Below are 13,865 nucleotides of genomic sequence, written 5' to 3'. Positions count from 1 at the left end.
CAGGAGCCGGAGCCGCGGTCGTGAACCGGAGTGGCGCGGCCAGCGGCCGGAGCCAGGAGCCGAAGCCGGAGCCGAAGCCGCAGGTCGGGAGCCGGGCCGGGATCAGGAGCCGCAGCCGCGGTCGAGAGCCGAGGCGGAGCCGAAGCCAGGGCCGCAAGCCAGGGCCGAAGCCGGGAGCCGAAGCCAGGGCCAAAGCCGCAGGTCGGGAGCTGGGCCGGGGTCGAGAGCTGGGCCGGAGTCGGGGTGGGGAGGTGGGGAGCGGGGGCAGGGGGTGGGAAATGCGAAAACCCCCGCCGGGGCGGGGGTTTTCGGTGGGTGGGTGATCAGTGCTGGATCGGCGCGGCGATCGCCGCCGCCGAGTCCGGGACCGTCGAGGCGGACTCGCCCTTGAAGACGAACTTGGCGTTGTCGCCTTCGCCCTCGATCGTCACCTTCACGACCTGCCCCGGACGGAGCTCGCCGTAGAGGATCTTCTCGGACAGGGAGTCCTCCAGCTCGCGCTGGATCGTACGGCGCAGCGGCCGGGCGCCCATGACCGGGTCGTAACCGCGGTCGGCGAGCAGCTGCTTGGCCTCCGGCGAGACCTCGAGACCCATGTCGCGGTCCTTCAGCCTGGCGTCGACCTGAGCGAGCATCAGATCGACGATCTTGATGATCTCGTTCGGCGTCAGCTGGTGGAAGACCACGATGTCGTCGACACGGTTGAGGAACTCGGGACGGAAGTGCTGCTTGAGCTCCTCCTGGACCTTCGCCTTCATCCGCTCGTAGTTGGACTCGGTGTCGTTGGACTTCGCGAACCCGACCCCGATGCCCTTGGAGATGTCACGGGTGCCGAGGTTGGTGGTCATGATGATGACCGTGTTCTTGAAGTCGACCACGCGGCCCTGGGCGTCGGTCAGGCGACCGTCCTCCAGGATCTGCAGCAGCGAGTTGAAGATGTCGGGGTGGGCCTTCTCGATCTCGTCGAACAGGACCACGGAGAACGGCTTGCGCCGCACCTTCTCGGTGAGCTGGCCGCCCTCCTCGTAGCCGACGTAGCCGGGAGGCGAGCCGAACAGCCTGGAGACGGTGTGCTTCTCCATGAACTCCGACATGTCCAGGCTGATCAGAGCGTCTTCGTCGCCGAAGAGGAACTCCGCCAGAGCCTTGGACAGCTCGGTCTTACCGACACCGGACGGGCCCGCGAAGATGAACGAGCCACCGGGACGGCGCGGGTCCTTCAGACCGGCGCGGGTACGCCGGATGGACCGCGACAGGCCCTTGATGGCGTCGTCCTGGCCGATGATCCGCTTGTGGAGCTCGTCCTCCATGCGGAGCAGGCGCTGGGACTCCTCCTCGGTCAGCTTGAAGACCGGGATGCCGGTGGCGGTCGCCAGGACCTCTGCGATGAGCTCCTGGGTGACCTCAGCCACGACGTCCATGTCGCCGGCCTTCCACTCCTTCTCCCGCCGCTCGCGCTTGAGCTGGAGCTGCTTCTCCTGGTCGCGGAGCGCAGCGGCCTTCTCGAAGTCCTGCGCGTCGATCGCGGACTCCTTGTCGCGGCGGACGTTGGCGATCTTCTCGTCGTACTCGCGCAGGTCCGGCGGAGCGGTCATCCGGCGGATGCGCATCCGGGAACCGGCCTCGTCGATGAGGTCGATCGCCTTGTCGGGCAGGTAGCGGTCGCTGATGTAGCGGTCGGCCAGCTGCGCGGCGGCCACCAGGGCGTCGTCGGTGATGGAGACGCGGTGGTGGGCCTCGTAGCGGTCGCGCAGACCCTTGAGGATCTCGATCGTGTGGCTGAGAGAGGGCTCGGCCACCTGGATCGGCTGGAAGCGGCGCTCCAGCGCGGCGTCCTTCTCGAGGTACTTGCGGTACTCGTCGAGGGTGGTGGCGCCGATCGTCTGCAGCTCGCCACGGGCCAGCATCGGCTTGAGGATGCTGGCGGCGTCGATCGCGCCCTCGGCGGCGCCCGCGCCGACGAGCGTGTGAAGCTCGTCGATGAACAGGATGATGTCGCCGCGCGTGCGGATCTCCTTGAGCACCTTCTTCAGGCGCTCTTCGAAGTCACCGCGGTAGCGGGAGCCGGCGACCAGGGCGCCGAGGTCAAGCGTGTAGAGCTGCTTGTCCTTCAGCGTCTCGGGCACCTCGCCCCTGACGATCTTCTGCGACAGGCCCTCGACGACGGCGGTCTTGCCGACGCCGGGCTCGCCGATCAGTACCGGGTTGTTCTTGGTCCTCCGGGAGAGGACCTGCATGACCCGCTCGATCTCCTTCTCACGGCCGATGACCGGGTCGAGCTTGCCCTCGCGGGCCGCCTGGGTCAGGTTGCGGCCGAACTGGTCGAGCACCAGGGACGTGGACGGCGCCGACTCCTGGGGACCACCCGCGGCGGCCGGCTCCTTGCCCTGGTAACCGTGGAGCAACTGGATGACCTGCTGCCGGACACGGTTGAGATCAGCTCCAAGCTTGACCAGCACCTGGGCGGCCACACCCTCACCCTCGCGGATGAGCCCGAGCAGGATGTGCTCGGTGCCGATGTAGTTGTGACCCAGCTGCAAAGCCTCACGGAGCGACAGCTCGAGGACCTTCTTGGCCCGCGGGGTGAACGGAATGTGCCCCGACGGAGCCGACTGGCCCTGGCCGATGATCTCCTCGACCTGCTGGCGCACACCCTCAAGGCTGATGCCGAGGCTCTCCAGAGCCTTGGCGGCTACGCCCTCACCTTCATGGATCAAACCAAGAAGAATGTGCTCAGTGCCGATGTAGTTGTGGTTGAGCATCCTGGCCTCTTCTTGGGCCAAGACGACAACACGCCTCGCTCGGTCGGTGAACCTCTCGAACATCTCGTCGCTCCTCACAGAGCGGTCAGTCAGGCCGGTAAATCCGGTCCCGTCATCCCGCATGCTAGCCCTGGCTCGGCGAACCGTGCCCACTGCCGCTGACACGCTCTATAGCAGAGACGTTCCCCGAGAGCAGGGCGTTCACCCTCTATCCAACTACTGTTCGGGGGTGACGTGTTCCCGATACGCCGCAAGCGAACGATGTTTAGGCGCTTCCCGGAAGCGCCTGGAATTCGACGCCCGCGGCCCAGGGCGGACCAACACGGATCGGCCGTCGGACGCCGGGGCGAAGCCGGCCTTGGGGTGCCCGCCGGCCACGCATCTCCCGATGCCCGCGCCCGTATCTGTTACGTAATCATCGTATGTGCTGCTCCAAACCGCGTCCAAGCGCGGGCGCTACGCCCTGAGCACAACTCGGCACGCAACGCACCCCGTGCCTATTCCCCATCGGGTCAGCCGGGTTACCGATCGCCGGTGCGCACGGGGGTCCTGCGACGGGACAATGCGCGGCACACGGGAGAGGCCACCGGTTTTCCACGGTGTCCCACCAGCCGCACGCCCGCGTTTTGCCGGCCGTCCCCGGCCCGGCCCACCGAGAAGCTCGAAGAGAGGCCCGAACAGAGGCCCCAAGAGAGCCTCGAACAAGCACCGACAAGCGCCGAGAACCCCGCACAAGACCGTAAGAAGGCGGAAGTACCCGGTACCGGAAGAGGGCTTACGACGGCGCTTCGGGAAGGACCGGCCGCCCGTTTGCGTGGCGGAGCGTCACCGCTTTGCGCGTACGCCGCAGGAGCCGGGAACGGAAGATTGCGGCGGGTGACGGCATTGGCCCGTTCCGGCCGCGGCTGACGAACACGGGTGACGAACACGGGTGACGAACGCGGGTGACGAACACGGGCGGCGAACGCGGGTGACGAAGACGGCGGCGAGCCCGGCGGCGCCCGGGAAATTGACACGGACGCCGACCGCAAAGCCCGGCACGTTCCACTCCCGCGCGGCGTCTTGTCCGGCGACACGATACGAGTGGTCAATACGCCCACATTTGGGCGAATTAGAAGATCAACAAGCGGTCAGGGGATTCGCGAACTCCCCACAAAAACGATCATGCGCTTATGGCGCTCGCCGGGGTCCTAGGCGAACGGCATAAGCGCATGGTCAGGAGATGGCTCTCTCGACGAGGCTCAGTGAGCCGCTTCGTACTTCTCCACGACGGTGGAGGCGATCCTGCCGCGCTCGCTGACCGGCAGACCGTGGGCCTTGGCCCACTGCCGGATCTCCGAGCTCTTCTCGCGGCTCATCGCACGGTTGCCGCCGCGACCACGGCGACGGGCGGACACGGCTCCTGCCCTGCGGGCGTGCTGCACGAAAGGCGTGAGTGCGTCCCTCAGCTTCTTGGCGTTAACGTCGCTGAGGTCAATCTCATAGGAGGAGCCGTCAATAGCGAAGCTGACCGTCTCATTGGCCTCGCCCCCATCGAGGTCATCGATGAGAATCTCCTGGATCTGCTTGGCCATCTACGCAATCCTTTCCCGGAGCATTGTTTCATTCGCTCGCCCAAACATATACCCGGAAAGGCGCGGAGACAATTCAGCGCTACGGGGATTCGGCTGACTGGCAGATCAGTTCTGGTTCTCGGCCTGATCCTGGTGGTTTGCCCGTCGGCCGGCGGCCTCCGATCGCAGCAACTTCACCGCGCCAAAGATGAAGGCGCCGCCGACCACGACCGGGGGGATGAGCGCTGACAATACGTCTGTTACGGCTTCCATTCGTCCTCGCCTCCAGGGCTAGCAGGGTTTCGGGGGCGCTAAATACGCATCCCGGCGCGACCTGCGGGACCTGCGGGAGCACGCCGGACGCTCATGACGCCTAGGTGACAACTCACCCGGAACCGACCATAGCCACACACAGTCGCCCTCAGGGAGCAGGGGCACCGACATCCGGCAACCCGGACGTCCCATAGCCTAATGCCAGTCTCTCCAGGCTCCTTACCGGATCAAGGGAAAATTTTGCGAAAAGGCATCTTCCCAGGTGCGGATGCCTCAACGAAGATCTTTTACCACCCGCGTTCCGGCCAGCCTGTCATGCGGCCCGCGCTCCAACGGCTTGTCGATCAGGATGAGCAGCCCGACGCCGAACAGCAGCATTCCGGCCAGCAGATTGACCACCGGAATGCCCATCAGCATGACAGGCCCGGGATAGACCAGGGCCCGTTTCAGCAGGGCGCCACGCGGAAGGTCGTCCGGCGCCAGGCGAATCCTCATGATCGCCTGGCCGAAGGTCCGCCGGCGCAGGCAATGGGCCCGCCAGTCATAGGCGGTATAACCCAGACCGGCCAGGAACCAGGCCAAGAGGCCGGGCAGCCGCCCCTCGAACGCCTCCGCCATCCCGACAGTTCGGAAGACGCCCCACAGCGCGATGAACAGAATGTAATAGAAGACCCCGAAGACCAGCGCCTCAATGAAGCGGGCGGCGAGGCGTTCCCACCATTCCGCGGGCACGGCGCCCGGCCACGACGGTGTCCCGGCCATATCCCACCTCACGTGGTCGGCGGTCGTCCCCCCCCATTTTGGTACGCCCCGCACACACAAAACAGAGGCCGGCGGGAAGCCGGCCCCTGTTTTACGCTGACGCGGGATTACTTGATCTTCACGACCACCGTGCCCGCGAACTTGTCCGCGAACGTCTGCTGCAGCGGCTTGTCCCACAGCTGCGAGGCGCCGTTGACCGCGACGCACGCCCAGGCGAGCAGCGGGCCGAGGAACGGGATGACGCTCAGGATGTAGCCGCCCCAGGTGACGCCGGCGCGCTTGATCGCCAGGTCGGACGCGAGCCCGCCAGGAGGCAGGGCCTGGCCCACCGGCACGACCTTGATCCCCATGACCATCTTGCCGACCGTCTGGCCGTTCATCTTCGTCAGGAAGAACTCGTAGCAGACCCAGACGGCGGTCGTCACGATCGCCGACAGGATGCCGATGACGAAGCCCGACAGGATGCCGGAGGTCGAGCCGGTCGCCGAGTCGTAACCGATCGCGAACAGGCCCAGGATGAGGCTGACCACGAAGTTCACGACGCCGAGGATGACGCCGTCGATGATCCTCGCGACCAGACGCTGCCACCACTCCGCCAGGGGGGCCGGAGCGCCAGGAGGCTGCACGCCGACGGGCTGACCGTAGGGCTGGCCGTAGCCGGGCTGGCCGTAGGGCTGCGACTGCTGCTGCTGGCCGTATGCCTGGCCGTAACCCTGCTGCTGGTCGCCGTACTGCTGCTGGGCGTAGCCGCCCTGCTGGCCGTACTGGGCGTCCTGGCCGTAGCCCTGCTGCTGGCCGTAGTCGGACTGCGGCTGCTGGCCGTAGCCCTGCTGGCCGTACTGGGCCTCCTGGCCGTAGCCCTGCTGACCGGAGGCGGCCTGCTGGCCGTAGCCGGGCTGGGCGTACTGCTGGCCGGAGGACTGCGGCTGCTGGCCGTAGCCCTGCTGCTGACCGTAGTCGGGCTGCGACTGCGGCTGCTGGCCGTACTGGGGCTGCTGGCCGTAGCCCTGCTGACCCGACGCGGCCTGCTGGCCGTACTGGGCGTCCTGGCCGTAGCCCTGCTGACCCGAGCCGGCCTGCTGGCCGTACTGGGCCTCCTGGCCATAGCCCTGCTGACCGGAGGCGGCCTGCTGGCCGTAGCCGGGCTGGGCGTACTGCTGGCCGGAGGGGGGCTGCTGGCCGTAACCCTGCTGGCCGTACTGGGCCTCCTGGCCGTAGCCGGGCTGCGTGTACTGCTGGCCCGAGGACTGCGGCTGCTGACCGTAACCCTGCTGCTGGCCATAGCCCTGCTGGCCCGAGGCGGCCTGCTGGCCGTACTGGGCCTCCTGGCCGTAGCCGGGCTGCGTGTACTGCTGGCCCGAGGACTGCGGCTGCTGACCGTAACCCTGCTGCTGGCCGTAGCCCTGCTGACCCGTGCCGGCCTGCTGGCCGTACTGGGGCTGCTGGCCGTAGCCCTGCTGCTGGCCGTACTGCTGCTGTTGCTGGCCGTACTGCTGTTGCTGGCCATAGCCCTGTTGCTGCTGCTGACCGTATGGGGGCTGGCCGAAGGCATCGTCCGCCCGGTAGCCGACCACAGTCACGTCCGGGTCGGGCTCACCGGGCCGACGGCCGTGGTGCTGCCCGTACTCGGGGTTCTCGCCGGAATCGTCCTGTGGGTACGGCGGCTGTCCGGTGCTCACCGTGTCACCTCGCTTCGAGTGCGCATGTGGCACGTGTCAGGACACATGCCTGTGCTGCCCAACGTATCGACATAGGTATCAACAATCACCTTTCCAAGGGGTCAAGGTCCGCGTCACCCGATGTCAGATGCAGCAGCATGCGGGTGTTGCCAAGGGTGTTCGGTTTGACGTGTTCCAGATCAAGGAACTCCGCCACACCCTCGTCGTACGAGGCCAGCAACTCGGCGTAGACCTCGGGTGAGACCGGTGTGCCCTGGATGGGACGGAAACCGTGCCTCGCGAAGAAGTCGACCTCAAAAGTCAGACAGAATACACGCCGCAGCCCCAGATCCTTCGCCTGCCGGACGAGTGCCGAGACGATCCGCCGCCCGACCCCCAGCCCCCGGCACGCGGGATCGACGGCCACCGTACGGACCTCGGCGAGGTCCTCCCAGAGCACATGGAGCGCGCCGCAGCCGACGACCTCCCCGCTCCGCTCGGCCACCCAGAACTCCTGGACGTCCTCGTACAGCGTGACCGTGGCCTTCTCCAGGAGCCGCGGCCCCGCGCCCGCGTAGGTGTCCACGAGACGCCTGATCGCACGCACGTCGGGCGTGCGCGCACGCCTGACCACGACCGCGGTCTCGGGGACTGCCACTTCGGCCACCTGCTCCATGGCTCTCCAGAGTACAGATCTCATTACGGCTCGGCCCTAAATCCCACGTCTCGGGCATCTCATCACATCCCGTGGTCAGGTGAACACGAGCCGACTTGGAGCTTTCCTCCAGACCTCAGCACCCCGAATGCTGGACAAAAGGTGCAGAAGCCCGCTTCCGTACGGCTACCCACGAGATCACCTTGTGACCCTTCAGTTGTGAAACCTCTACAGACTCGGCAGTTCCGGTTGAGCGTGAACCCGGAGTGCATTAGTGTCCAGCGACGATGTTCTCCGCGTAATGCGCGCGGAAAGACACGCCCAATTCCCGCAAGGGAAGCCGGGGAACCAACGGCGGCGAGCACCTGGCGCCACCACTTGGGGTGAATCCGACCATCTCGGTAGGGCTGCTCCGGCCCGAACCCGTCAGCTAACCCGGCCGGCGTCGATGAGAGGAGCTCGGTTGGTGAAGCGGACGTTCGACCGCTCGGGGACGTCCGGGGGCAGGCACGCCCGCCCCCTGGAGCAGGCCAGGCGCGCACGCCGCCTCGGCGTCATCGGCGTCACCGTCGCCGCGATGCTGTTCGCCGTCCCCGTCGGTTCCGCCGCCGCCGACCCGAAGCCGTCGCTCTCCGAGCTCTCCGACCAGGTGGAGAAGCTGCACGAAGAGATCGAGACGCTGGCCGAGCAGTACAACGAGCAGCGCGAACGGCTGAAGGCCGCCCAGAAGGCCAACGACTCCGCCCAGAAGATCCTGGCCACCAGCGAGTCCGACCTGGCCGCCAGGCGCGCCAGGGCCTCGCTGCTCGCCCAGAACGCCTACATCACCGGCGGCCTGGACAAGGCCCTGGCCTTCGCCCAGTCCGGCGACCCCGAGACCTTCCTCGACCGGGCCGCGACCACGTACGCGCTCGAACAGCAGCAGGGCGAGGAGGTCAACCAGCTCGCCAGGGCCATGGAGGCCGCCGAGCGGGCCAGGGCCGGCGCCAAGACCCGCATCGCCGAGGTGCAGAAGATCGTCACCGATCTGGAGAGCAAGCGCTCGAAGATCACCAAGCTGGTCACCAAGGTCGAGAGCAACCTCTACCGGCGGGCCGTCGGCGAGGCGGGCCGTCCCGGCACCCGGGCCGTACGCGTCAACCTGCCGGTCATCGGCGACGGCAAGGCGGCCCAGGCGGTCAAGTGGGCCCTCACCCAGCAGCTCAAGCCGTACGTGTGGGGCGCCGAAGGGCCGCGCTCCTACGACTGCTCCGGCCTGGTGATGGCCGCCTACCAGCGCGTGGGCATCTCGCTCCCCCACTACACCGGCGACCAGTGGACGGCCGGCACGCACGTCAGCCGCGACCAGCTTCGCCCCGGCGACCTGGTGTTCTTCTACAGCGACCTGCACCACGTCGGCATCTACATCGGCGGCGGCATGATGGTCCACGCCCCGCGTACGGGTGACGTCGTGCGGGTCGCCCCGATCGGCGGACGGCCGTTCGCCGGCGGCGTGCGCATCGCGGACTGACCAGCGCGCCCCTTCACCCAGCGCCACTTCGTCCAGGGCCGCTTCGTCCAGCGGCCCTCCACCCAGCGGCCCTTCGTCCAGCGCCCCCTCGCCGAGCGCCGTTCCGATGAGCGCCGTCAGATGAGCTGGCGGCGGGCCGCCCACGCCACGGCCTCGATCGCCGTGGCCACGCCGATGCGGTCGCAGATGCCCCTCAGCCTGCGTCGTACGGTCCGTCCGCTGATATCCAGCCGCCTGCCGACCCGATCGACGGTCACCCCCCTGGCCAGCTCGGCCAGTAACGCCAAATCCGCGTGGCTCAGCTCAACGCCTTCTGTGAGCACATCCACCGGGAGCCCTCCCCCAACAGCAGAACTCGGACCTTTCAGGCGAAGCAAGCCGCTCGTCTCGGTGAAGGTAAACGCATCGCGGAAAGGTCGTCAAGCGCAACAATCGGCGCCCTTGACCAGTGCTATTGACATGATCGCTTATATGTGACGTACTCCGCATATGTTGGCACGCCGTGGTCCGCTATGAACGGTCCAAACGATCAATTCGGCGGCCCGGTTCCACCTCCGATGAGCGCCACCGACGTGCTGGGTTTTGATCCCTCGGATCCGCAATTTGTGCGCGATCCGTACGTCCGATATCGCGAGCTGCGAGCCGCCGGGCCGATCTTCAGAACGCGCGGCGGGCTGCTCGTCGTGACCACGTACGAGCTGTGCGCGGCCGTGCTGCGCGACCCCGGGTTCGGTCACGGAACGTCCCCGCCCGCGCAGGAAGAGGCAGGTCAGCCCGGCAGGTCGTTCCTGCTCATGGACCCGCCCGATCACACCCGGTTGCGCGCTCTGGTCAGCCGCGCGTTCACGCCGCGCATGGTGGGCCGCCTCAGGCCGCGGATCGAGGCGATCACCGCCGACCTGATCGGGCGGCTGCCGGAGGAGGCGGAGCTGATTTCCGGCTTCGCGTACCCGCTGCCGGTCATGGTGATCAGCGAGATGCTCGGGGTGCCGCCGGAGGACCACGACCGCTTCCGCGGATGGAGCGAGGCCCTTGCCCGCGGACTTGACCCGATGCTGACAGATGCCCTCATGTCGGAAACGGAGCGTTCCAGGAACGAGTTCCGCGACTACTTCCGCCGCCTGATCGCGCTGCGGCGCGAGCGTCCCGGCGAGGACATCCTGAGCGCCCTCGCACACGTCGGGGAGCTCACCGAGGCCGAGTTGCTGGCGACCTGCGTGCTGCTGCTCGTGGCCGGCCATGAGACCACCGTCAACCTCATCGCGAACGGCGTGCTGAACCTGCTGCGGCACGGCCTGCTGCACCGCGCCGCCGAGCGGCCGAGGGAGGTGGTGGAGGAGGTGCTGCGCTTCGATCCGCCGGTCCAGCTCACCTCCAGGATCGCGCTGGAGGACCGCGAGCTGGGCGGGACGCCGGTGCCCGCGGGCTCGGCCGTGCTCGTGCCGATCGGCGCGGCCAATCGCGACCCGGCCGCGTTCGCCGATCCCGACCGGTTCGACCCCGGTCGCGAGCCCGGCCGGCACCTGGCCTTCGGGCTCGGCCTGCACTTCTGCCTGGGGGCGACGCTGGCCAGGATGGAGGGCGAGATCGCGCTGTCGGCGCTGGCCGCGGCGGCGCCGAAGATGGAGGCCGCCGATCCGGAGCCGCCGTACAAGGAGAACGTGGTGCTGCGCGGGCTGGCCCGGCTGCCGGTGCGGCTCAGGCGGTAGCGTCGTAGCGTTCGCGGGCGGCCTCGACGTCCTCGATGTGCTGCTCGGCCCACGCCTTGATGGCGGTGACCAGCGGCATCAGGCTCTGGCCCAGCGGGGTGAGCGCGTAGTCGACGCGCACCGGCACCTGCGGCGTGATCCGGCGTGCCACCAGGCCGTCGCGCTCCAGGCCGCGCAGCGTCTGGGTGAGCATCTTCTGGCTGACCCCCGCGATGTGCCTGGCCAGGTCGCTGTAGCGGCGCTCGCCGGAGGCCAGCGCGCTGAGCACCAGCGTGACCCATTTGTCGCTGAGCCGGTCGAGCAGCTTGCGGGATGGGCATTCGGCGAAGTAGGCGTCGAAGGCGACTCTCGCCTGGTCACGCCGCTGCGCCGCCGTCGTGGTCGCCACGTCTCACTCCTCGCTGTGTGTTACGCACTTCCAGGTGCCTACTTACTGAAAGAGAGTAGCTCTTCCTAGGCTCGCCGGCATGACGAACATGCGTGCACTCATCGGCGGCTCCGGCGCTCCCCGGCTGGTGTCCGCGCCGCTGCCGACGGCGGGGCCCGGCCAGGTGCGGGTCAAGGTGGCCGCGGCCGGGGTCAACCCCTTCGACCTGGCCGTGGCGTCCGGGGCCCTGGTCTCGTACGGGCTGGCCAGGAAGCTCGACTCGTACGGGATCGGCTTCGACGCCGCGGGGACCGTGGACCAGGTCGGCCCGGGCGCCTCCTTCGGCGTGGGAGAGGAGGTGGTGGGGCTCAGCGCGCGGCTGGAGCTGCCGTACAAGGCGCAGGCCGAGTACGTCGTGCTGGACGCCTCGGCGGTGGCCCGCGCCCCGCGCGACGTGAGCCCCGTCCAGGCGGCCACGCTGCCGCTGAACGGGCTCACCGCCTGGCAGGCGCTCGACCGCACCGGCGTCGGGCCGGGCGGCACGCTGCTGGTCACGGGGGCGGCGGGGGCCGTCGGAGGCTACCTGGTGGAGCTGGCCGCCGTGCGCGGCGTCAGGGTGGTGGCCGCCGCCGGCGCCGCGGACGAGGAGCTGGTGCGCGGCTTCGGGGCGGAGTCGTTCGTCCCCCGCGAGGAGGACCTGGCCGAGGCCGTACGGGCGCGGGTGCCCGGCGGCGTGGACGCCGTGGTGGACGCGGCCGTGCTGGGCCTGCCCGCGCTCGACGCCGTACGGGACGGCGGCGCGTTCGTGGCGCTCGCCTCGGGGGTCGCGCCGGTGGCGCTGCGCGGGACGGACGTGGCCACCGTGCTGTTCCGCCCGGACGCCCGGCAGCTCGCGGAGCTGGTCCGCCTGGTCGAGGCCGGACGGCTGACGCTACGGGTGGCCGGGACGTACCCGCTGGAGAAGGCCGCCGACGCCCACGCCCGCCTGGCGGAGGGCGGCCTGCGCGGACGGCTCGTGCTGGTGCCCTGACCGCGAACGCCCTGACCGCCCCGATTGCTCGGACCGGCGTCCCGTGCCTGCGCGGGACGCCGGACCGCGGCTCAGTGGGTGGGCTTGACCAGCGGGAACAGGATGGTCTCGCGGATGTTCTTGCCGGTGAAGGCCATGATCATCCGGTCGATGCCGGCGCCCATGCCACCCGTGGGCGGCATCGCGTACTCAAGGGCCTGCAGGAAGTCCTCGTCGAGCTGCATCGCCTCAAGGTCGCCGCCCGCGGCCAGCAGCGACTGCTCCACCAGCCGGTGACGCTGGTCGATCGGGTCGTTGAGCTCGGAGTAGCCGGTGCCGAGCTCGGTGCCGAACCCGATCAGGTCCCACTTCTCGGTCAGCAGCGGGTTGTCGCGGTGGAGGCGGGCCAGCGGCGAGGTCTCCAGCGGGTAGTCCATGACGAACGTCGGCTGCACGAGCGTGTGCTCGACCAGCGCCTCGAAGAGCTCCTGGACGAGCTTGCCCGACCCCCACTTGGCGTCCCAGTGGACCTCGCGGCGGTCGGCGATCTTCCGCAGCTCCTCAAGGGTGGTCTCGGTGGTGATCTCCTCGCCCACGGCGTCGGACACCAGGTCGTAGAGCCGGATCCGCGGCCACTTCTCCATGCCGAGGTCGATCTCGACGCCGTCGTGCACGACCACGGTGGTGTCCAGGGCGGCCACGACGGCCTTCTGGTACATGCGCTGGGTCAGGTCGGCGATGTCGTTGTAGTCGAGGTAGGTGCCGTAGGCCTCGAGCATGGTGAACTCGGGGTTGTGCGTGGAGTCGGCGCCCTCGTTGCGGAAGTTGCGGTTGATCTCGAAGACCTTCTCGACGCCGCCGACCACCAGCCGCTTGAGGTAGAGCTCGATCGCGATGCGAAGGTAGAGCTCCATGTCGTAGGCGTTGATGTGGGTCTTGAACGGCCGGGCCGTCGCGCCGCCGTGGATGGGCTGCAGCATCGGGGTCTCGACCTCGAGGTAGCCCTCCTCGTGCCAGAAGTCGCGCACCGCGCGCACGGTCGCGCTGCGCACCCGCGCCATCTTCCTGGCCTCGTCGTTGACGATGAGGTCGACGTAGCGCTGGCGCACCCGCGCCTCGGGGTCGGTGAGGCCGACGTGCTTCTCCGGCAGCGGGCGCAGGCACTTGGCGGTGATCTGCCAGCTGTCGGCGAGGATCGACAGCTCGCCGCGGCGGGAGGTGATGACCTCGCCGGTCACGCCGACGTGGTCGCCCAGGTCGACGTCGCGCTTCCAGGCCGCCAGCGACTCCTCGCCGACCTTGTCGAGCGAGATCATGACCTGCAGGTCGGCGCCGCCGTCGCGGAGCGTGGCGAAGCAGAGCTTGCCGCCCACGCGGTTGAGCATGACGCGGCCCGCTACCCCGACCGTCTCACCGGTGGCGGTGTCGGGCTCCAGGCCCTGGTGTTTCTCCCTGACCTCGGCGTTGGTCGCCGTGCGTGGGAAGTTCACCGGGTAAGGGTCGACGCCCTCGCTGCGGAGGCGGTCGAGCTTTTCCCTCCGGATGCGCATCTGCTCTGGAAGTTCCTCGCTCACAACAACAAAGCGTAGGGGATACGGCGAACTGCA

11 protein-coding genes and 1 riboswitch are annotated in these 13,865 nt (G+C 68.5%); of the genes, 3 read left to right on the top strand and 8 right to left on the bottom strand.

What is annotated here, in order from left to right:
* Window positions 1-323: 323 nt before the first annotated feature.
* From ACIBST_RS38665 to ACIBST_RS38645, 5 genes are all read right to left on the bottom strand, one after another.
* On the bottom strand, window positions 324-2,825 hold the full coding sequence (locus ACIBST_RS38665) for an ATP-dependent Clp protease ATP-binding subunit (protein WP_387671502.1): 2,502 nt from the start codon (window positions 2,823-2,825) through the stop codon (window positions 324-326).
* A 1,178-nt stretch (window positions 2,826-4,003) separates the two neighbouring features.
* A complete protein-coding gene (locus tag ACIBST_RS38660; RefSeq protein ID WP_125641669.1) occupies window positions 4,004-4,336 on the bottom strand; it encodes an Lsr2 family protein in 333 nt (110 codons plus the stop codon).
* 525 nt (window positions 4,337-4,861) lie between these two features.
* Entirely contained in the window at window positions 4,862-5,350 is a 489-nt protein-coding gene (locus tag ACIBST_RS38655) for an RDD family protein (protein WP_397178522.1), read from the bottom strand.
* A gap of 107 nt (window positions 5,351-5,457) precedes the next feature.
* Window positions 5,458-7,029 (bottom strand): RDD family protein, encoded by a 1,572-nt coding sequence (locus ACIBST_RS38650; protein ID WP_397178521.1) that lies wholly within the window; start codon window positions 7,027-7,029, stop codon window positions 5,458-5,460.
* Between the two features lie 85 nt (window positions 7,030-7,114).
* A complete protein-coding gene (locus ACIBST_RS38645; protein WP_397178520.1) occupies window positions 7,115-7,684 on the bottom strand; it encodes an amino-acid N-acetyltransferase in 570 nt (189 codons plus the stop codon).
* Window positions 7,685-7,971: 287 nt separating this feature from the next.
* Window positions 7,972-8,123: riboswitch (cyclic di-AMP (ydaO/yuaA leader) on the top strand.
* Window positions 8,124-8,129: 6 nt separating this feature from the next.
* Between ACIBST_RS38645 and ACIBST_RS38640 the strand changes: the two genes are divergently transcribed.
* Window positions 8,130-9,173, top strand: coding sequence for an NlpC/P60 family protein (locus ACIBST_RS38640; RefSeq protein WP_397178519.1), 1,044 nt, complete (start codon window positions 8,130-8,132; stop codon window positions 9,171-9,173).
* A gap of 116 nt (window positions 9,174-9,289) precedes the next feature.
* Here the strand turns inward: ACIBST_RS38640 and ACIBST_RS38635 are convergent, their stop codons facing one another.
* Window positions 9,290-9,502, bottom strand: a complete 213-nt coding sequence (locus ACIBST_RS38635) for a LuxR C-terminal-related transcriptional regulator (protein ID WP_132597751.1) — start codon at window positions 9,500-9,502, stop codon at window positions 9,290-9,292.
* A gap of 276 nt (window positions 9,503-9,778) precedes the next feature.
* Here ACIBST_RS38635 and ACIBST_RS38630 point away from each other — a divergent pair, with 276 nt between their 5' ends.
* Window positions 9,779-10,882 (top strand): cytochrome P450, encoded by a 1,104-nt coding sequence (locus ACIBST_RS38630; RefSeq protein WP_397178518.1) that lies wholly within the window; start codon window positions 9,779-9,781, stop codon window positions 10,880-10,882.
* Here the strand turns inward: ACIBST_RS38630 and ACIBST_RS38625 are convergent.
* The gene (locus ACIBST_RS38625; RefSeq protein WP_397178517.1) at window positions 10,872-11,270 is read right to left on the bottom strand and encodes a winged helix-turn-helix transcriptional regulator; all 399 of its coding nucleotides are present in this window, start codon (window positions 11,268-11,270) and stop codon (window positions 10,872-10,874) included. The two genes, ACIBST_RS38630 and ACIBST_RS38625, sit on opposite strands and share 11 nt — an antisense overlap.
* A gap of 79 nt (window positions 11,271-11,349) precedes the next feature.
* Here ACIBST_RS38625 and ACIBST_RS38620 point away from each other — a divergent pair, with 79 nt between their 5' ends.
* Window positions 11,350-12,279, top strand: coding sequence for an NADP-dependent oxidoreductase (locus ACIBST_RS38620; protein WP_397178516.1), 930 nt, complete (start codon window positions 11,350-11,352; stop codon window positions 12,277-12,279).
* Window positions 12,280-12,350: 71 nt separating this feature from the next.
* Here ACIBST_RS38620 and lysX read toward each other — a convergent pair whose 3' ends face one another.
* On the bottom strand, window positions 12,351-13,832 hold the full coding sequence (gene lysX / locus ACIBST_RS38615) for a bifunctional lysylphosphatidylglycerol synthetase/lysine--tRNA ligase LysX (RefSeq protein ID WP_397178515.1): 1,482 nt from the start codon (window positions 13,830-13,832) through the stop codon (window positions 12,351-12,353).
* Window positions 13,833-13,865 lie beyond the last annotated feature (33 nt).

This window comes from Nonomuraea sp. NPDC049684, assembly GCF_044465345.1.
Classification (GTDB): domain Bacteria; phylum Actinomycetota; class Actinomycetes; order Streptosporangiales; family Streptosporangiaceae; genus Nonomuraea.
This window is presented reverse-complemented; position numbering and strand designations above follow the sequence as displayed.

Excerpts from the sequence above, each read along its gene's own strand:
- ACIBST_RS38665 (WP_387671502.1), bottom strand. The coding sequence starts at position 2,825 with ATGTTCGAGAGGTTCACCGACCGAGCGAGGCGTGTTGTCGTCTTGGCC.
- ACIBST_RS38660 (WP_125641669.1), bottom strand. The coding sequence starts at position 4,336 with ATGGCCAAGCAGATCCAGGAGATTCTCATCGATGACCTCGATGGGGGC.
- ACIBST_RS38655 (WP_397178522.1), bottom strand. The coding sequence starts at position 5,350 with ATGGCCGGGACACCGTCGTGGCCGGGCGCCGTGCCCGCGGAATGGTGG.
- ACIBST_RS38645 (WP_397178520.1), bottom strand. The coding sequence starts at position 7,684 with ATGGAGCAGGTGGCCGAAGTGGCAGTCCCCGAGACCGCGGTCGTGGTC.
- ACIBST_RS38620 (WP_397178516.1), top strand. The coding sequence starts at position 11,350 with ATGACGAACATGCGTGCACTCATCGGCGGCTCCGGCGCTCCCCGGCTG.